Annotated in this window: 14 protein-coding genes and 1 pseudogene; 10 read left to right on the plus strand and 5 right to left on the minus strand. The window is 67.4% G+C overall.

Annotated elements, in window-relative coordinates:
• Window positions 1-295: 295 nt before the first annotated feature.
• From ACWD3C_RS37095 to ACWD3C_RS37105, 3 genes are all read left to right on the plus strand, one after another.
• Window positions 296-733, plus strand: a complete 438-nt coding sequence (locus tag ACWD3C_RS37095; protein ID WP_451151103.1) for an SLOG family protein — start codon at window positions 296-298, stop codon at window positions 731-733.
• A 225-nt stretch (window positions 734-958) separates the two neighbouring features.
• Window positions 959-1,945: an AAA family ATPase gene (locus ACWD3C_RS37100; RefSeq protein ID WP_451151105.1), complete on the plus strand. Its 987-nt coding sequence runs from the start codon at window positions 959-961 to the stop codon at window positions 1,943-1,945.
• Between the two features lie 97 nt (window positions 1,946-2,042).
• On the plus strand, window positions 2,043-4,586 hold the full coding sequence (locus tag ACWD3C_RS37105) for a S8 family peptidase (RefSeq protein ID WP_451151107.1): 2,544 nt from the start codon (window positions 2,043-2,045) through the stop codon (window positions 4,584-4,586).
• Between the two features lie 53 nt (window positions 4,587-4,639).
• Here the strand turns inward: ACWD3C_RS37105 and ACWD3C_RS37110 are convergent, their stop codons facing one another.
• The 4 genes from ACWD3C_RS37110 to ACWD3C_RS37125 are packed head-to-tail and all read right to left on the minus strand — an operon-like array spanning window position 4,640 to window position 7,102.
• Entirely contained in the window at window positions 4,640-4,942 is a 303-nt protein-coding gene (locus tag ACWD3C_RS37110) for a hypothetical protein (protein ID WP_451151109.1), read from the minus strand.
• A 44-nt stretch (window positions 4,943-4,986) separates the two neighbouring features.
• A complete protein-coding gene (locus tag ACWD3C_RS37115; RefSeq protein ID WP_451151111.1) occupies window positions 4,987-5,460 on the minus strand; it encodes a hypothetical protein in 474 nt (157 codons plus the stop codon).
• Window positions 5,457-6,179, minus strand: coding sequence for a hypothetical protein (locus ACWD3C_RS37120; protein WP_451151113.1), 723 nt, complete (start codon window positions 6,177-6,179; stop codon window positions 5,457-5,459). The genes ACWD3C_RS37115 and ACWD3C_RS37120 overlap by 4 nt, the downstream gene beginning before the upstream one ends.
• 5 nt (window positions 6,180-6,184) lie before the next feature.
• The gene (locus tag ACWD3C_RS37125; protein WP_451151115.1) at window positions 6,185-7,102 is read right to left on the minus strand and encodes a hypothetical protein; all 918 of its coding nucleotides are present in this window, start codon (window positions 7,100-7,102) and stop codon (window positions 6,185-6,187) included.
• Between the two features lie 195 nt (window positions 7,103-7,297).
• Between ACWD3C_RS37125 and ACWD3C_RS37130 the strand changes: the two genes are divergently transcribed.
• The 6 genes and pseudogenes from ACWD3C_RS37130 to ACWD3C_RS37155 all read left to right on the plus strand — a co-directional run bounded on the left by ACWD3C_RS37130 (window position 7,298) and on the right by ACWD3C_RS37155 (window position 16,129).
• On the plus strand, window positions 7,298-10,369 hold the full coding sequence (locus ACWD3C_RS37130; RefSeq protein ID WP_451151117.1) for a Tn3 family transposase: 3,072 nt from the start codon (window positions 7,298-7,300) through the stop codon (window positions 10,367-10,369).
• A 438-nt stretch (window positions 10,370-10,807) separates the two neighbouring features.
• Window positions 10,808-11,244 (plus strand): annotated as a pseudogene (locus ACWD3C_RS37135) (transposase); the annotation flags it as partial.
• A gap of 324 nt (window positions 11,245-11,568) precedes the next feature.
• On the plus strand, window positions 11,569-12,597 hold the full coding sequence (locus tag ACWD3C_RS37140) for a DEAD/DEAH box helicase (protein WP_451151119.1): 1,029 nt from the start codon (window positions 11,569-11,571) through the stop codon (window positions 12,595-12,597).
• A gap of 256 nt (window positions 12,598-12,853) precedes the next feature.
• Window positions 12,854-13,120 carry a hypothetical protein gene (locus ACWD3C_RS37145; protein ID WP_358597452.1) on the plus strand — a complete coding sequence of 89 codons (267 nt, stop codon included), beginning with the start codon at window positions 12,854-12,856 and terminating at the stop codon, window positions 13,118-13,120.
• Between the two features lie 28 nt (window positions 13,121-13,148).
• Window positions 13,149-13,733, plus strand: a complete 585-nt coding sequence (locus tag ACWD3C_RS37150; protein ID WP_451151121.1) for a DUF6879 family protein — start codon at window positions 13,149-13,151, stop codon at window positions 13,731-13,733.
• Window positions 13,734-13,792: 59 nt separating this feature from the next.
• Window positions 13,793-16,129 (plus strand): ATP-binding protein, encoded by a 2,337-nt coding sequence (locus ACWD3C_RS37155; protein ID WP_451151123.1) that lies wholly within the window; start codon window positions 13,793-13,795, stop codon window positions 16,127-16,129.
• On the opposite strand, the gene ACWD3C_RS37160 is transcribed toward ACWD3C_RS37155, so the two are convergent.
• Entirely contained in the window at window positions 16,130-16,987 is an 858-nt protein-coding gene (locus ACWD3C_RS37160) for a methionyl-tRNA formyltransferase (RefSeq protein ID WP_451151125.1), read from the minus strand.
• 419 nt (window positions 16,988-17,406) lie between these two features.
• Here ACWD3C_RS37160 and ACWD3C_RS37165 point away from each other — a divergent pair, with 419 nt between their 5' ends.
• On the plus strand, window positions 17,407-19,023 hold the full coding sequence (locus ACWD3C_RS37165) for a hypothetical protein (RefSeq protein ID WP_451151127.1): 1,617 nt from the start codon (window positions 17,407-17,409) through the stop codon (window positions 19,021-19,023).
• The last annotated feature ends 2 nt before the right edge of the window (window positions 19,024-19,025 follow it).

Here is a 19,025-nt window from a genome sequence, read left to right on the forward strand (position 1 = left end):
ACCTGACTCCCATGGAGCCAGACTGATCACTCGATCACGGAAGGGGTCACTTTTCATCGACCGATAGGGGGTCACGGTTCACGGAACGGCGACACCGGAACACGTCTCGTCTTCACCGACATCTCCGGACCCATCGCCTCGCTGGTTAGCGAGCGAGAGCTAAGGGAACTCGAAGACACGCTCGCGATTGCTGAATGTGAGCAGCGGAAGGCCGACTCATCATCCTTCATGCCGCACGATGAAGCGGTCCAGGAGAGGCCGACCGATGACGGGACTGGGGAGGACGGGGAGCAGCATGAAACTGGCTGAGCCCCGCGTGCTGGTGTGCGGGGACCGGAGATGGCTCTGGCCTGGCACCGTCGCCGCAGTGCTGGACCGCCTGGCAGCCCGTTACGGTGATCGGCTCGTTGTGATCGAGGGCGCTGCGAACGGTGCCGACCGCGCGGCGCACCGGTGGTGCCGGCGGAGGGGTTTGGGCATGGACCGGCATCGGTGTCACCCCGTCGACTGGGAGTCCGAGCGTCGCGCCAGACCAAGGACGTGGCGGCTGGCGGGGCCCGAGCGGAACACCCGGATGCTGGCGGAGCAGCCGTCGCTGGTCATCGCCTCCACAGCCAGTTCGATCCTGGGGCCGGCGGGACATCCGACATGTGCCTGCGGGGCCTGCTCAGCGGCGTGCCCGCGTGGCTGGTGCCGGGCCCGGATCCGGATGCCGGGAGGTGGCTGCTCCTGAGCGAGTTCCCCAGGGGGCGCCGTGAGCGCGTACAGCGCGAGTTGGAGGTGCCTCGCCCTGCCGAGCGCCCCATCCCACCGTTCGACAACGATGCCATCGAAACCGAATAGATAGGCGTGGGCGGTTTCGTCGAGTGGGTGCGTGGGACGAGATCCTCGTACGATGCGTTGTCAGTGGCGGTTAGTTTACTTGGCCGCATCGGTGGCTGGGGGAGGTGTGACGCGGATGGCTGCCAGCGCTGAACATCTCAAAGCTCTTGTGCGGGCACACGCCGAGGCCGACGACGACCGTTTCTACAGCATCGCCCTGCAGGTGGCGGCCAAGTCCGCCCGCCAGGGACACGGCAAGTTCGCAGTAGAGCTGAGAGAGCTCGTCGAATCGATGCGGCAACAGGGCGCGAAGACCCTGGGCACCGTCGGGCCGACGCCTGTGGTCCAGCCCCGTGGGGAACTGTCCAGCCTCCTGACCGCCTGGTATCCCGATATCCGGCTCGACGACATGACGCTCTCTGCTGATCTACGGGCCACCTTGGATCGCGTACTCCACGAGCAGCGGCAGCGTGCTCGACTGGAGCGCTTCGGGTTCACCCCCGTCCATCGGATTCTGCACTCTGGTCCGCCGGGAACCGGCAAGAGCATGACGGCGGCTGCGCTGGCTGGCGAGCTGTCCCTTCCACTGTTCACCATCCGTCTGGACGCGCTGATCAGCCGTTTCATGGGCGAGACTGCGTCGAAGCTGCGGTTGGTGTTCGATGCCGTGGCGCAGACCCGCGCCGTGTACCTGTTCGACGAGTTCGATGCTCTGGGTGCACAGCGAGCTGGTGGCAACGACGTGGGCGAGGCACGGCGCATTCTCAACTCCTTCCTGCTGTTCCTGGACGAGGCCCCCTCTGAAAGCCTCGTCGTGGCGGCCACCAATCACCACGAGATCCTGGACCGGGCACTGTTCAGGCGCTTCGATCTGGTGATCGCCTACGAGGCACCCACGCCGGAGCAGGCGGTGGAGGTGATGCGCCGGAGACTCGCGGGAATGGACACCAGCGCAGTACGGTGGCCCTCTGTAACCAGGAGCGTGGCCGGGTTGAGCCATGCGGAACTCGTGAAGGCTGCCGAGTCCGCTGCCAAGCAGGCCATTTTGGGGGGTGCTGAAGTGATCGACGATCGCCTGTTGCTGGATGCTCTGAGTGAGCGGCGCGCGCTCCACCATGCCTGAGCCGCACTCGTCCCCTACCGCTCCGCATCTCATCGTTCCGTGGCCTGCTCGCACTTTGCGGCCCAAGCAGCCCCGGCCTGCAAGGGACAAGGACCCGATGGATCGGTCTGCCGACCGGCAGGGGCATGTGTCCCGCCTGGTCGGTGGGCTGGAGCAGGCCCGTGATGAGGCAGTGGACGTCCGTGCCGAGATCCCCGAGTCGTACCGGGCGGACGGCTTCGCGGTTCGTGTCGAGGCCGCGGCCGGGCACGCCCTCAAACTGGAGGCCTTCGACAGCTCGGGGCTGACGCTGATGAGCGTCCATCCGCGCACCGACGAGCGTCCCGAGGATGCGTTGGTGTGGGTCCCGTACGAGAAGGTCGGGGATCTCTCCCGCCGTATCAAGCAGTTCACCGAGGACACCGACAGCGGCGCTCCCAAGCAGGCTCCGCTGGTCGCCAACATGGAGAAGGTTCAGCGAGCCCTCTTCGAGCATCTGTGGCAGGAAGCTGATCCACTGCCGCCGCTGGAGGAGCACCGCTGGTGGGAGCTGTGGTTCGACCCGCAGATCGTTGAATCCGATCCCGTCGTGACGTTGAAGGAGCTGGCCTCGGCGCATCACTGGTCCGTGACAGAGGTCGCTCTGGCAGTCGGCGAGCGACTCGTCGCCCATGTGCATGCCTCCGGCGAGGATCTGCAGGCTCTCATGGGGACCAACGCCACTCCTGTGGAGATCCGTCGGCCAACCTTCGCCCAGGAACTGCACTCCGTAGACCGCTCCCTCCAGCACGAGCTGGTGGACAACCTTGCCGAACGCGTCGAGGCCGCCCCGCCTGACGCTCCCGCGGTGTGCGTTCTGGACACAGGGGTGAACCAGGAACACCCTCTCCTGAAAGCCTCGTTGCACGGACGTGCGCACAGCGCGCTGCCACGTCACACCGCGGCGGACCGGCACGGTCACGGCTCCGAGATGGCTGGCCTCGCCCTCTACGGAGATCTCGCCGGACCGCTGGAGAGTGCGGACCCCGTGGTGCTGACACACGGGCTGGAGTCCGTGAAAATCCTGGACGGCGTGACAGGGGACCCCGCGCACCCGCGTACCTACGCCGAGGTGACGGCCAACGCGGTGGCGACGGCCGAGATCGAGGCCTTGAGCGCAGGTCCGCCGCGTGCACGGGTGTTCTCCATGGCGGTCACCGATCAGTCCAGGGACGGCACGAACGGGGTCGACGGGACCCCGACGCTGTGGTCCGCCGCCCTTGACGCACTCGCCGCGGGAACAGACGTGGCGGCCCACGAGGACCGTATCGAGCTGATCGGGGCTCCCGATCCGGATGCCTCACGGCTGATCGTGGTCAGCGCAGGCAACATCAGAGACCTGGCACCCCGGGACATCCGCACCCCGCAGGGACGCTTGGACCACCTGACGATGTGTGACCTCTCGCGGATCGAGGAGCCCGCCCAGGCCCACAACATCCTCACCGTCGGAGCCTTCACCCAGCTCACAGGCGTCCCCGACGACCCGTCCTTCGCGGATTTCCGGCCACTCGCTGCCCCCGGTCAGCTCTCGCCCTTCAGCCGAACGTCGGTCGCCCTGACCGGTGTGCCCGTGATCAAGCCGGACATCGTCATGGAGGGCGGCAACCTCCTGGTCGACCCGGGAGAGACTCTGTTGGACTCCCATCCCGTGGTCAGTGTGACCACGACCGGCAAGGACTTCTTCCGGCAGATCTCCTCCGCGAACGCGACCAGCTCCGCTACCGCCCAGGCCGCGCGCCTCGCCGCTCTCGTCCATGCCGCCTACCCCGGCCTGTCGCCGGAGGCCGTACGTGGGCTGCTGGTGCACGAGGCGCGCTGGACACCCGCGATGATGGGCGACGGCCTGTACACGAAGACCGGGCGCCCCAAGCTGGGGAAGAAGGAGTTGATGAAGCAGGTCATCCGCCGCTACGGCTGGGGGGTGCCGAGCACAGAGCGAGTGCTGTCCAGCGCCGCCAACGCCGTCACCCTCATCGTGCAGAGCCAGCTCATCCCGTTCCGGAGGGACAACAGTGGCGGCGTGCGCTTGGCAGAGCTCCAGTTCCACGAACTGCCGTGGCCACTGGAGCAGTTGCGGGAGCTGGGGGCGGCCACCGTCGCTCTCCGGGTGACGCTGTCGTACTTCATCGAGCCGAATCCGGGACGCCTCGGTATGCGGGGCAGGTACAGCTACGCCTCCCACCGGCTCCGCTTCGCGATCAGGGCGCCCGGCGAATCCGTGGACGGCTTCGAGCGACGTATCACCGCCCAGGCTGAGGCCGAGAGCGATACTCCTTCTCACGCCAAGGCCTTCGAGGGGGACAAGAACTGGCTGGTCGGCCCGCAGGGCCGCAATCAGGGATCGCTCCATACCGATGTCTGGCAGGGCTCGGCGGCGGAGCTGGCCGACTGCGGTGTCCTGGCCGTCCATCCCTCCGGCGGTTGGTGGAAGAACAACAACCGCACCGACCGTGTGGGCCGACCCGTGCGGTACGCGCTCCTGGTGTCGCTGGAGACCCCTGAAGTCGAGACCGACCTGTACACCCCGATCGCGAACAAGCTCGACATCCCGATCACTGGCGCACTGGCGGTGCGCAACGAGGTCGACACGCATCTGCCCGTACAGACGGAGATCGGTTGGTAGTCCCCCGCTCAGGATCACACAGAGTGTCGTCGGCGCCGTGACGTCATCAAAGGTCAAGCGGAATCGAAAGGTTCCGAGTGGCCGGTGGGGTAGAAGCCGGTAATGCGGAAGCGGAGTTGTTTGTACAGGACGTGGAAGCCCATGACCCACTGTTCGCCCAAGTCATCCACGACGATCAGTCTCGGGTCGGTGCGAGCGGTGGGCCGGTGCAGGGGCATGGGCACTGGTACCGGGCATTCGCCGTAGGGGGATTCGGCGTAGAAGGCTCTGGCTGTCACCATGCGTCCCGCGAGTGCACCGGTGGCGTGGTACTCGGCGGGTACCTGCCGCAGGAGACCGTCCAGTTCGATCAGCACGGTGCGGAGGCGCCTTTTCGCCGGTGCGAGGCTTGGTTCCCAGGTCATCGGGTCACCGCCGGGTGCGCGACGAGCGGGATGTCGTAGCGCATCCAGGACCGCATGGCGGTCGCGGTGTGGAGTCGGCCCGATCCGAGAGCGCGGTGTCCATCGAAGGCCCAGCCCGTCACCTCGAGGAAGCTTCCGACGCCTGTGCTGATGTCCATTTCCAGGTTGAGGAAGACGGGCCGTTTGGCGATCACGAAGCCCTGCCAGGTGCGGTCCCAGCGGAACAGCTGGCCGAAGTCCGGGTTGTCCCACACCAGGAGGCGATGGGTTCGGTGGGCTGCCCTGCAGTCGAGGATCCACAGGTCTGTGTGTGCTTCGCGGCCGGCGACTTCGGCTGGGGTGAGCGGCCGGGCCTGGATTTCCGCTCGTTTGCCGCAGTGCAGCATGCAGTCGGCTCTGCGGTTGCCGAACGGGATCTCGGTGGCCACGCCCCAGTCCTTGATCTCTTTGTGCCAGGGGGACTCGGTCACAGGGCGCTCGCGTAGCGGAGGAGTTCGGCGTCTTCCTCGTCCAGGCCGAGGGCCGGCGGGCCGACCTCGGCGAGGTAGTCGGCGAGGTTGAAGATGCCGGGAAGGCTGTCGATGCCGACGACGAGCCGGTCGTAGCGCTTGAACAGGGCGAGCATGCGGTTGCCGCGGGCCCGGTGTTCTTTGGCGCCTTGGGCTGATTCCTTGGCCGCGCGGTCGAGTCGGTCGGCCTCCATGAACTCGCGCTCGGCAAGGGGAGGGAGGACTTCCATGACGCGGTCGAGGTCTTCCAGTACGAGCTGCTGGGCCGTCTTCTCCGTCAGCTCGCCGCCCTGGCCGATCAGGACCTTCGCCACGACGTTCTCGTCATCGGATCCGCCGCCGCCGAGGAAGGGGGGAACCTGGATGTCGTCAGGGCCTGCTGTTCCGCTCCCGCAGCCGGGGCTCACGCCGGTGGCCGCCCCGTCCGGTCCGGCGAGGGCGGCCTTGCGCAGCTCCTTGAGGACCTTGTGGAACGAGGTGGCGCACATCGATCTCACCGCGCGGTCGACGACCGGACCGTATTCGGGCGAGAGGACTTTGATCTTCGATCGGACGACACCTTGCATCCGGTTGAGCTGCTCGGCTTCGTTGCCGCCCTGGTGGATGCAGCGCAGGGCCTCCCGGTCGAGGACGTCGCGCACGGTGTTGGGGTAGCGGCCGGAGGCGTGAGGGAGGGGCACGGTTTCTACTTTCCGGTGAGGAGTCGGATGGTGCGGGGGCGCTTTTCCAGGACGCGGTCGGCCCAGGAGGCGACAGAGTCGCGGATGGATTCGACGGACTGCCACACGTCGGGGTCGTCGACGTGCGCGAAGTCGTCCGGCCCGAGGAGGAGGATTTCCCGGCATTTGTGGGCCAGGCCGAAGTAGCGGATGGTCCAGTCGGACCGCGGATCGCGCTCGTCGGAGGCGATCAGGTCACGGACCAGCTCTTCGTCAGGGTCAGGCGCGGGACGCATCTGCTCGCGCAGGTAGCGGGCGACGCCCGGGTCCTGGAGCGCTTCGCGCACGGCCGGGTTCCGCAGGACGGTCTGGAGGGCTTCAGGGGTTTTCGTCAGCTCGGCGACGACGGCTTCTCGGACGTCTTCGCGGCCGAGCCGGGCGGCGATCTCGTCCGCCATCGGGGTGCCGCAGTCTGCTGGGTCCGCCAGGCCCACGGCCCTGCAGTACTCCGCGGTATCGAGCACGGTCGGCCATCCCGACCTCTCGGCGCCGGACAGTCTCCCGAGCAGCAGTCCGACCCGGCGCGCGTGCTCGGCGGGGTCGGTGACGCAGGCCGTAACCACGCACGTCCACGGGACGTGAACGGCAGAAGCGGTGAGGCGTTCGCGGAGTCCCGCTCCCGCCAGCCGCGTCACCCGCAGGTACTTCTCCAAGGTGTGGGCCACATAGCCGAGTTGGCGTGCCAGCGGCTGAAGGGCGCCAGCCGTACCGAGGCCGGACTGCTCGACGATCTCGGCGCAGATGTCGCCGAGGCCGAAGCGTGCCGCGAGCTGCGTCCGTGACGCCTGGACGTCCTGTGCCGCGAACGCTCTCGCCCGGGTGAACTGCTCATCGGTGTAGCCGGGATCAGGGCTCCCGCCCGGCTCGATCCACACGTTCTCCATGGGCGAGGACGGTAGGAGTCCAGGACGTCCTCACCGTGCGAGATCCACCCGGACAGCCCCGCCCCGGACCGGCCCACGACCAAGATCTCGAAAACGTGGGTTAAGGCGGTTCCGCCTGCTCAGAGCGGTTTGACCTGGCCCGATCGGCGGCCCGAACCTGCCCTCCCGTGTAATCCGATCGTCGGAGGAGAGGCAATGGCAACCGCACAGAGGCGGCAACAACACAGCGCGGGTTATCCGTCGTTGGTCGAGGGCATTCCGGAGAGCGACTGGGCCCGTCTGCAGCTCGATGAGGACGATCTGCGGCTGATCGGCAACAAACGAGGCGAGCACAATCGACTCGGCTTCGCCGTGCAACTGACGGTCGTGCGCTACCAGGGCCGGTTCCAGACGGACATCGCGCGGATCCCGGACGACGTGGTGCTGCGCGTGGGCGAGCAGCTCGGCGTGGCAGACCCTCGCGCCGAGATCAGGCTCTACGCGGACAACCTCGCCACCGTCCAGGCACACGCCAGGGAGATCACGAACGAAGACGGCTGGGCCTCCTTCGCGGAAGGAAGGCCCCGGCTCGTCGCACATCTGGAAGCGCGGCTGGGCATCACCCCGGATGGCCCGCGGGCGATGACGCTCACCGCGTTGGCCTGGCTGCGAGAAAACCGGGTTCTGCTGCCCAGCCAGCCGACCGTGCGCGCTGTGGCGGTGGAGTGCTGCACCAGGGTCGAGGACGCTGTGGTGAAGAGACTCTGCGCGAAGCTGACCCAGTCCCAGATCCGCGTCATCGACCAGCTGATGGACGTACCCGCCGGTCAGCGCACGAGTCGGCTGGACCAGCTGCGCCGTGGTGTCGGTGTGCCCTCATGGACGAACTTCGCCAAGACGCTGTCCCGCGCGGAGGACGTCCGCGCTCTCGGGTTCGCGGGTGTGGACGTCTCCGACATCTCCGAGCGCAGACTCGCGCACCTGGCAGACCGCGCCATGACCGAGCGGGTGACCCGCCTCAAGCAGCAGAGCGGCAAGCGGGCCGCGGTGCTGGCGGCCGTCAAGCTCCTGGAGAAGACCGCCCTGGACGATGCCGTCGACATGCTCGACAAGCTGATCAGCGGCCACTTCATCGCCCGGCCCAAGAGGTGGGCCGACAAGGTCCTCATCGAGGCCTACCCGACGTTCGCTCCCGCCGGCACGCTGGCCGCCCACGCACTGCTCGCCGTACTGAAGCTGGTGGCGGAACACGTCGACCAGGAAACGGGCGAGATCACCGACCCTCACACCGACACCGACTCCACACGGGCGGCGCTCGAGACGGTCGCCGACCGGAACACCCTCACGCAGGCGGCCAAGACTTTCTTGGAGCACATGCCGGCCCCGGACTCCGACACCGACGAGGCCCGCCGTACCAGGGCAGTGGAGCAGTTCCCGGCCGTGCGCAAGCTCGTACCCGTCATGGTCGACGGAGTGCGTTTCGGCGCGACCCCCGCCGGGCTGCCGGCGCTCACCGCCCTCCATGCCCTGCCGCGCCTTTTGGACCGCGAGGAAGCCGGGTCGGACGACATCGACACCACCTTGTTGAAGGGCTCCTGGGCTCGCCTCGTGCTCGGTGATCCGGACATGTCCCCGGACACCGTGAACCTGCAGGCATATGCCCTGTGTGTCCTGGAGACCTTCTATCGGCAGTTGTGCAAGCGGGAGATCTTCGTGGAGGGATCCTTCCGCTGGTCAGACCTGCGCACGGCTCTGCTGTCGGGAGAGGAATGGGAACGTGTCCGCCTGAGCCTGCTCACCAGCCTCGGCTTGCCCGACAGCCCCGCCGCGTACCTCGATCAAGCCCGCACCGACCTGCACGCCGCCCTCACCGAGGTCGCGTCACGGCTCCCCGACGGGGCCCAAGTCCGCCTTGCTGACGGGAACTTGGATCTGCCGAAGGGCCAGACGACGCGCGCTTCCAAACTGAGCCGGCAGGTGGACAGCATGCTGCCCAGGGTGGAGCTGCCCCAGGTGGTGCTGGAGGTACTGCGCCGCACCGGCGGGATCGCCGCCTTCACCACCCGCAACGGCGAGTCCGCCCCTTACACCGAGTTCGAGCTGTCGGTGGCGGCCGTGCTGGTCGGACAGGGGTGCAACCTGGGGCTCGAAGCCGTCGCAAGCGACAAGGAAGCCCTGACACCCCGTCGGCTCGACGGCGTCAGCCGCACCTATGTCCGGGCCGAGACGATCGAGGCGCTGAACACCCTCATGCTCCAGGAACAGGGCGCCATTCCCGTCACCGAGCAGTGGAACGGGGGGCGGCTCGCCTCCGTGGACGGCCTGAACTTCGTCATCCCCACACCGCAGCCACCCGTGCGCGTCGCCCCCGAAGGGAAAACGGAACTCTCCTGGATGACCGTGCTGACCGAGCAGGCCATCCAGCTCTCCGGCCGAATGGTCAGCGGCCGCCCCAGTGCCGCGCTGGAGGCACTCAGCGCCTTCACCGCGCACCGAAGCCAGATCACCGCCCCCGACACGGGACACCCCGACGCCATCGTCGCCGAGGCCGGAACACACGAGGATCTCGTCTTCGGCCTCCTGACCCTGTCGGGCTACTCCTACCAGCCCGCCCCGCACCAGATCCGGGACACCAGGCTGTGGCGCATCGAGAGGTCGGCGGACTACGGCCCCCTCCAGGACGCGACGCGGCGGCATATCGACCTCGCGCTGATCGCCGAACACTGGGAAGACATCCTGCGTGTCATCGGCTCGATCCACTACGGCACGGTCAGCGCGCACACAGCCCTGCGGATCCTCACCCGCAACGGTGTGCCCACGAGCCTCGGCGCGGCGATCGCCGCCTTCGGACGCATCGCGAAGACGCGCCACCTGCTCCGCCTCTACGATAACCCCGACTTCCGGCGCCGGATCGAAGCCCAAAGCCGCCTTCACAAGGAGCGCCACGAACTCGCCAAGCGCATCTGCCACGGCACCGACGGGCCCTTCCCCGAGTACCACCCCGGCCTGGAAGACCAGCTCGGCGCTCTCGGTCTCGTCCTCAACGCCGTGGCCCTCTTCAACACCATCTACATCCAGAAAATCATCGACAAACTACGCGCCCAGGGCCAGGTCATCCCCGACAGCGAGATCCGCCAGCTCTCCCCGTTGATCTACCACCACATCAACATGCGCGGCCGCTTCCACTTCGAACTGACCACCGAGAGCACGTTCGTGATCCCCGACCCGGACTCCGTCTCCGCCTCCGGCGACACCTCCGCCAAGGGGCCCCACGCAGAAGACCGCTGAACAGCACCCTCCCCCGCGCACCCGAGCCGGCGCCTCCCGAAGGCGCCGGCTCACCCATGCCCGCCCACGACCACACGCCCCGCAGAACGCCGCTGATCTCACCAACGCCGCGTCAACCTCGCTCAGCCGTAGCCCGAAGAAACTCCCCGGGCGCCTCCCCGCTCACCTAACCAGAACCCCTGACCAGCCAAAATCTCCCTTAACCCATTTCTTAGAGATCTTGGTCTCCGGACGAACCGCTTTCTGTGCCCGATCAGCGGAACCCATGGCTCAAGCGCCTCGTGTGCCGCTCACTCACCACCCGCCTAACCGACCGCCGGGACTCACATCTCCACACCGCACCCACGAGGACTGACCGGTTCCGACCAGTTGAGAATTACGCGTTCAGGTATGTGGCAAATACTTTCGATTGCCGAGTCCTGCACGTACATCCACCCGGACAAGCTCGTCGAGGGCCGGTTTCGCGAGCACGAACTCGCCGACATCCTCCTGAGCGTCCCCGGCATCGGCGCAACCCTCGGCGCCGAGTTCCTCGCCGCTGTCGGCGGCGGCCTGGACGAGTTCGGCTCCCCGGACGCCCTGGCGGCCTTCGCCGGCGGCGCCCCGGCACCACGTGACTCGGCAAGGTCAGCGGCAATCTCCACCGGCCCAGCACCTATCACCGAAGGCTCCAGCGGGTCTTCTACACCTCCGCGCTCGTCAGCGTCCGCTACGACCCCAACTCGCGAAAGTTCTACGACCGTAAACGCGCCGAGGGCAAGAAGCACGTCCAGGCCGTCCTCGCCCTCGCCCGCCGACGCGTCAACGTCATCTGGGCACTGATCCGCGACCGGCGGCGCTACGAAGTCGCCCCGCCGGCCGCCGCAGCAGCTTGACAACAGCATTAGGAAGCATGGCAGGAAACAGACTCGGCCGCTCGACGCGCGCGGGCAGCCGCCGATCGAGCCGACGTCGAACTCGGCGAACGACGGCAGTCCCTCACCAGCGCAGTGGAGCACACGCAGGCTCTGGACCATACGGTGTCCGAGGCCCGGATCGCCTGAGGCGCGCACGTCCCGCAGGATGCCTGGCTCACGGACGACAGCACCCGGGAGCTGGCCGCGCCCTGGGCCGATCCTCAGATCACCCAGGCCCGTTCCGAGCTGTTCTTCGCCGCGCTCGACCTGCACCAGGCGTTCCTGCGATGCACCGCCAAGACCATGCGGGCCAATCTCATGGCCGCCATGGACGTGGTCACCGGCGGCGCGCCTGCCACACTCGCCGAGCCTGTCCGGCGCGCTGCCTGGCAGAGCCTGTTCCTGGTCGTCCCCGTGGTGTCGACGACCTTCGCCTCCCTGGACCGTGTGTTCGCCGGAGTCGGCCGCGGGGCGCTGGGCTGGCTGTTCATCGACGAAGCCGGGCAGGCCACTCCCCAGATGGCCGTGGGCGCGATGTGGCGCGCCCAGCACACGGTGGTGGTCGGCGACCCCCTCGAGCTGGAGCCGGTCGTGTCCCTGCCCTGGACCGCCCAGCAGGCGCTGCGGCGCGACTACGGCGTCGACGAGGAGTGGGTGCCGGGCCGCACCTCCGTCCAGCAACTGGCCGACCGTGGCAACCGATTCGGCACCACGTTGCCCGCCGAACTGCCCGACGGCTCGACCGAGGTCTGGGTCGGCGCGCCACTGCGTGTACATCGCCGCTGCGACGACCCCATGTTCACCATCAACAACGCCATCGCTTACGACGGCCTCATGGTCAACGGCACCCCCGACCGCGGTTCCTTCAGCTACCGGCCTGCCAGCTCGTGGGTGGACGTCGTCTCCAATCGGGCGGAAGGCCACTGGATCCCCGAGGAAGGCCGGGCGTTGCGGCAGATCTTGGAACGCCTCTCCACAACTGACGGCATCGATCCCACCAGGCACGTGTACGTCATCAGCCCCTTCCGCGCCGTCGTCGCCGGCGCCCGACAGGTCTGCTGCGGCCTGCTCCCCATGGACCGGGTCGGCACCGTCCACACCACCCAGGGCAAGGAAGCCGACGTCGTCATCCTGATCCTCGGCACGGACCCCGCCCGCCCCGGCGCCCGCGCCTGGGCCGCCTCCCGCCCCAACCTCCTCAACGTCGCCGCCAGCCGCGCCAAACGCCGCCTGTTCGTCATCGGCAACCGCGACGCCTGGCGCGACCAGCGCCACTTCACCACCCTCGCCGCCGAACTCCACCACCACGCCTGGCCCCCGGCCGGCACGTGACCGAGCTGGGCGCCGACAGGCCGACAGCAAGGTGGGTCGCCAGGTGCGATGCCATCGTTCCGCTCGGCGGGTGGCGGCAGGCCCTGTTCGCCGCTGACTGCATCCTGGGCGACTACTCCACCGCATCGGCGGGTAGGGCATTGCATGCCTGCCACCACTAAGGAGCGGGAATCCTGAAGTCGAACAAACACTCTAGGTGATAATGTCGTCACGCTCAGAGCTGAGCCTTCATCAGATGCTGGCACCTGGAGGAGACATGGCAAAGTGGGAAGCCGATCCCGAAGCGTCCTTCGCGCGGCGGCTGGGCAAGTCGTCTCTTGAGCTGGGGCAGACTTCCGGGAACACCGGCTGTCCTGACATGTGGGAGCTGGACAACGGAGATGTCGCGGTCATCGGTGCGGATCTGACCGCTTCCTACGAGGGGCGGCTTCCGGACGATGTACGGGTCGATCCGGGAGAGCGACTGGTCATCATCCCCCGGGCAACGATCCTCGCGGCCAAGGCGGACATCCCGGATGCGTAGTCCGCTACACGGTGCGGTGGGAGAGCGCATGGCGCTCAAGGACTACTACGCCGACTTCGAGAAGTACTTCTGGCACTGCGGCGATCTCGGATTCTGGAAGCTTGAGCGGCAGCAGACGTTCCAGGAACCCGGCTACGACAGCTGGGAGGCATTCTGGCGGGGCGACTGGGATGAGTCCCTGCGTTTACTCGAGGCGGGCCGCGCGGACATGGCGGAGTACCACCGCAAAGTCGAGCAGAACGGCTTCGTGGCCCGGCGGGCCCGCGTGGTCGAGGAACCGCTCAGCGACTACATGCAGTGGGAACTCCACGCACTGCGTATTCGCGACCAGTGCGGGGGTCCCATCCATGTCACTGACGCGTCCCAGGTGGCCCAGTACGAGCAAGACAGCCCGCTGCCTGAGATCTGCACCCTCGGAGACCAGGTGATGTATCAGGCGCTCTACGACGCGCGGGGCATCCTGGTGGCTGCGCTGAAATTTGTCGACCGCGAGCTCGTCCTGCGTTGCCGGGAGCTCATCGTGAGCGTCTACAACGCCGGTGAGCCCTTGGCACACTGGTTCAACGGACATGTGGCGCCCCTTCCGGCCCCGCAGCGCCAAGCGCCGAGATGAGAGAAGACATCCCAGGACACGTCAACCGGTTCGACGGCTCGGCTTCGGCACACACGGTCGTGCAGGCTGGCGAGGTCAGTGGCGGGGTGCATTTTCATCACCAGGTGCCGCTGCCCGCGCCTGTCATCGTGCCGCATCAGTTACGCAGCTCCGTACGTCACTTCGTCAACAGATCCGAGGAGCGGGCTCGCCTCAGCAGCCTTGTGGCAGACCGCCATGACGAGCCGCACGCGGTGCGCGTAGCGGCTATCACCGGGACTGCCGGAGTCGGCAAGACCTCGCTGGCACTGCACTGGGCACACAGCATCCGGTCGCACTTCCCAGGTGGTGAGCTCTACGCCAATCTGCGGGGCTACACTGCGGGCCCCCCTGCTACACCGCAGGAAGTACTGGGCCGTTTCCTGGAGGACCTCGGCGTCCCCGCCACACATGTGCCGTCCGAACCGGAACGCCGGGAGACAATGTTCCGGTCGCTGCTCGCCGAGCGCCGCATGCTGCTCCTACTCGACAATGCCGCGGATAGTTCACAGGTCCGCCCGCTGCTGCCAGCCACCTCCGGTTGCCTCGTCGTGGTGACCAGCCGGGATGACCTGTCCGGCCTGGTCCGCCAGGAGGGCGCACTACGCCTGGACGTCACAACGTTCCCCACGACGGACGCCGTAGAGCTGCTGAGTGCCGCCACCGCCGAGTACCGAACAAGCGACCATCGGGGAGACTTGGCGACGCTGGCCCGACTGTGCGCGGGACTGCCTTTGGCGCTGTGTATCGCCGCCGAACGCGCGGCGGGCTGGCCATCCATGCCGCTCGGCGAGCTGATCGACGACCTGCGCGACGAATCGGCCCGGTGGAGCGTTCTGACAACCGAGGCTGAGGAGGGGTCCGACGCGATGCGCAGCGTTTTCGAGTGGTCTTACCGAGCGCTGTCCGGCCCCGCGGCCCAGCTGTTCCGACGGCTCGGCCTGCACCCTGGCAACGAGTTCGGCCTGCCCGCCGCCGTGAGCCTGGCCGGGAGCGGTCCGGCCCACGTACGGGGCCTGTTGGACACGTTGGTGCGAGCCCATCTGCTGGAGCGGCGCCCCGCCGGTCGCTACGAGTTCCATGACCTGCTGCGGGCCTATGCTGCGGAGCAGGTCCGGAGGGAGGAGAGCGAGAGGGAGCGGACTGAGATCCTCAGGCGCTGTCTCGGCTGGTACCTCCACACCGCGTACGCGGCGCAGTGCGCCATGGCGCCGTTCGACCGTTATGACCTGGACGACCGGATCCCCGCACCCGCCACGGCCCTCTGCTTCGAGAACTACCAGTCCGCGTTCGACTGGTACCGCGCGGAGAGCGCCAACCTGGTCACCGCCACTCGCGCCGCCGCTGATGCCGGATTCCCGGAGATCGCGTGGCGATTGGCCGTGGTGCTGCGGGCCGTCTACATGCATCAGAACGCCTTCGATGATTGGGAGGCGACTGCCCGGATCGGCGTCGAGGCCGCAGCGCGCACCGGAGAGCAGCATGGTGAGGCGGAGGCGCTCGAATCTTTGGGCAAGGCTGCCTTCCAGGCATTGCACCTTGATGAGGCGGAGGAGCATCACCGCGCCTCGCTGGCCCTTCGCCGGCGCATCGGCGACCGCCGTGGCATGGCGGTGTCCATCAACGCGCTCGGACTGCTCGGACTGCGTCGGCGACGGCTCGACGAGGCCAAGGCGCACTTCACGGACGGCGCAGAGATCTTCCGTGAACTGGGCGACCGCCGATGGACGGCATTGGTGCGGAGCAACCTCGCGGAGACGCTGTGCGAACTCGGCCAGGGTGAGGAGGCCCGGACCCTCATCGAGCAGGTGCTGGACGACTTCCGCCAACTTGGTGACCGCGCTTGCGAGGGCAATGCTCTGTGCCTGCTGAGCTGGGCACAGCGCACATCAGGCGAGCCCGAAGCGGCTGCCCACTCGATCCGCGATGCCTTGTCGATCGCTGATGACGAGAACAACCAGGTATGGCAGGGGCATTGGGGGACCGAAGCGGCACGAGTCGAGAGTGCACTCGGGAATCCTGAAGAAGCCCTCCGCCTGTTCCAGAGGTACGCCGCCGTTCAGCAGAAGCTCGGTGATGCGTCCCGGGAGGCTGCCGCACTGGACGGGGCGGGCGGGGCATGCCAGTCGCTCGGACGCTTCGAGGAGGCAGCAGAGCTGCACCGACGCGCCGCGGATACCTACCGCCAACTGGACTCCCCCTGGCAGCTCGTCCGTGCCCAGGCACATCTGGCCGACGCGCTGACGTCCCTGGGCGATCACGCATCGGCACGCGCTGCCCGAAGGGAATCGCTGCACCTTCTCGATTCGTTCGACGATCCCAGAGCTATCACGCTCACAGAGAAGGTGGCACAGTGCCTGAGTGATGACGGCAGATAGCTAATCGTCAGCCGCTACGGGCTCCGAAGCCGTAATCCATACGGGCGCGTCGGCGCAGTCCAGACGGATTCCGTCGACTGGGGTGAGGCTGGTCCGCAGGACCTTTAGCCGACGACCGTTGACCGTTGCCGTAGGGCCGAGGTTCGGGCCCATGAAATGGAACGTCCGCACCTGGTTGTGGACCTGGCGCGCGGTCATTGTAGTGTCGACTGCGAAGAACTCCGGTTCCATCAACCCCGCATAACTGACGCCGTCGGCGGACTGCGGTTCGCCTTCCCACGGGTCTCGCACCCGGCTCAAGGCAATGCCCAGCTGTCGGCACAGCACGGGGGACAGATCAGTCCACAGGCTCCGGGGAGTCACATCGTCCGGCAGCGGAACGCCGCCTTGCTGGGCCAGCACCGGGCCGGTGTCGAATTCCTCCTCCATACGGTGAACTGTCACGCCCAGGTCCGCGTCGCCATTGCGGATCGCCCAGAGCACTGGGGCCGGCCCGCGGTATTTGGGCAGGAGCGAGGAGTGAATGTTGAGCACGCCGTAGCGCGGGATCTGCAGTACAGAGCGTGGCAACCGCCACGAAAATCCATAGCAGACAAGCAGGTCAAGATCATAACCGCGTAACGAAGCACCCAGTCCCTCGGAACTGCCCGGCAGTAGTAGGTCAACGCCAGCTGGCAGTGCTGCGGTGATCTCGCCTGCAACGCGTGCCGCGCCCTCGTCCGTGGGCTTGCGGGGGCGCATCGAACGGGAGAACGCGTAGACGACCGGGTCATGGCCCGCTACGGCGCACGTTTCGTGCACAGCGGCGAACTCTGCCGCACCGAAGGAGATCAAGCCGATACGCATGCCGTCCGCCATGGGCAGGATCCTAGTGGGACGTGCCCCACTCGCGAGCCGCGGTTCGACCTTTCGACCCCGGCTATGGGCTCCTCCCGGCGATACCCAGGCGCCGCGTGGTGTCTTACGGTATGGGTGGCGACAAAGGACGGGAACGACAGGCGAGAGGTTGCGAAGCGGCTTGCAAAACGGTAGGGGGATCATCGCCGCGAGCCGCGAGCCGCGAGCCGCGAGCCGCGAGCCGCGAGCCGCGAGCCGCGAGCCTGCTTATCGTGCCCATCCGCCGCTGACCGACCACGGACTGCCCGTAGTCGTTCGGGGTGGCCGTGAGCGCTAATGTCGGCTCGCATCTGCGGGACCTCCGGACTCCGGTAGGACAGGACGCCCACCGGTGGAACACGTTCCGCAGTGAGAAGACCCTTGTCGTAGCAGCCCGTACCGTGACTTCGACCGTACGGGTTCTGGAGTCGCTCCCGGCACTGCTTCGCAGGGACACCAGGGTCAGCGTCGTCTTCGCCCATGACCACACGTCCGCGTTCAACGACGGAGTCCTCGAACTGCTCCGGGACGTCGGCTGCCGGGTCATGCCCTGGTCGCAGCTCGACACCATCACACCCGACCTCATTCTCTCCGCCAGCGAGAACATCGACCTGCCCGCAGGTGACTGCCCCGTGCTCGTCCTGCCGCACGGTGTGGGCTTCCAGAAACTCGTTCCGGACTCCCGCACCGCGCGGACCCGGCTGTCGGGTGCCGTGCCGGACGCGCTTCTCGATGCCGGACGCACATGGATCGCGGTCTCCCATCCGGATCAGGAACGACAGTTGCTCGCTGCGCACCCGCAAGTGCGCGGCCGCACGGTACTCATCGGAGATCCGTGCTTCGACGAACTGTCCGCCAGCCTCCCGGACGCCGTTTCGTACAAACGCGCGTTGGGAGTCTCGGACGACAAGCGGCTCATCGTGCTCAGCTCCACCTGGGGCCCGACATCGCTGCTCGGCCGGGACCCGGGCCTCCCTGCACGGGCGCTCGCCGAGCTGCCGTACGATGAATACCAATTTGCGGCAATTATCCACCCTAACGTGTGGTCGGCGCACGGCTCATGGCAGATCCGTGCCGTTCTGGCCGATGCGCTGGAGGCGGGCCTTTTGCTCATGCCGACCGTCCACGCCTGGCGATCGGCGCTGGTCGCAGCCCAGGCCGTCATCGGAGACCATGGGTCCGTCACCCTGTACGGGGCCGCCCTGGGCAAGCCAGTGCTCCTTGCCACGTTCGGTGACGATTCGGTGCCGGGCACGGCGATGGCCACGCTCGGACAGACCGCGCCCCGTCTCAGCCCCCACAAGGACCTACGGGTGCAGATCGAGTCCGTCGTCGCAGACCACACCCCCGGTCTCTACTCCCAGGTCTCCCAACTCGCCTTCGCTGCACCTGGTCGAGCGCTCGCGAGGCTGCGTACTGTCCTGTACAGCCTGATGAAGCTCGCGGAGCCCACGCCGACCGCGCCGCCCGTACTTGCGTTGCCTCGTCCGGGCACACCGGAAGGAACCACCGTTACTTCTTGGACGGTGGAGAGCTCGGCCACGTCCAATGGAGCCGGGCAGTCGGTGATCACCGTTCGCCGCCACCCCGCAGCCGTCTCCAGAACGTGCGACGAGGGAACGGAGGCGTTCCGACACCTCGCCTGTGACGAGGAGGAGCGGGATCGCCAGCTGGCCGAGAGCGCCTCGGTCGTCGTGCACCGCCACCACATGGCGAACACGGTCAGTGCTCTTTCCTGGATCCGGGACACGCTGAGCCGATTTCCCGGCTGTCGACTCGCCACCGCGGCGCTGGGAGGGAACCGTTGTCTGGTGGGACTGCGCGACGGGCGGATTGTGGAGACCACGGTCACGGGACCCACGGTCGACCCTGGGCTACCCGCTGCCGTCGTCTACACATGCTTGCGCGAGGGCCTGCCGCTGGACGAGTCCCTGGTGACGCTACGCGTCGGCGATGTCATGAAGGAGGACGTCGGGCTTCGGTTGAGGCGCTTTCTGCCCGCCGCCTCGGGGCGCTGAGG

Source organism: Streptomyces sp. NPDC002845, from assembly GCF_053591955.1.

Coding starts and splice junctions, on each gene's coding strand:
- ACWD3C_RS37140 (WP_451151119.1), top strand. CDS start 11,569: ATGCGGGCCAATCTCATGGCCGCCATGGACGTGGTCACCGGCGGCGCG.
- ACWD3C_RS37160 (WP_451151125.1), bottom strand. CDS start 16,987: ATGGCGGACGGCATGCGTATCGGCTTGATCTCCTTCGGTGCGGCAGAG.
- ACWD3C_RS37100 (WP_451151105.1), top strand. CDS start 959: ATGGCTGCCAGCGCTGAACATCTCAAAGCTCTTGTGCGGGCACACGCC.
- ACWD3C_RS37145 (WP_358597452.1), top strand. CDS start 12,854: ATGGCAAAGTGGGAAGCCGATCCCGAAGCGTCCTTCGCGCGGCGGCTG.
- ACWD3C_RS37095 (WP_451151103.1), top strand. CDS start 296: ATGAAACTGGCTGAGCCCCGCGTGCTGGTGTGCGGGGACCGGAGATGG.
- ACWD3C_RS37125 (WP_451151115.1), bottom strand. CDS start 7,102: ATGGAGAACGTGTGGATCGAGCCGGGCGGGAGCCCTGATCCCGGCTAC.
- ACWD3C_RS37130 (WP_451151117.1), top strand. CDS start 7,298: ATGGCAACCGCACAGAGGCGGCAACAACACAGCGCGGGTTATCCGTCG.
- ACWD3C_RS37105 (WP_451151107.1), top strand. CDS start 2,043: ATGGATCGGTCTGCCGACCGGCAGGGGCATGTGTCCCGCCTGGTCGGT.
- ACWD3C_RS37150 (WP_451151121.1), top strand. CDS start 13,149: ATGGCGCTCAAGGACTACTACGCCGACTTCGAGAAGTACTTCTGGCAC.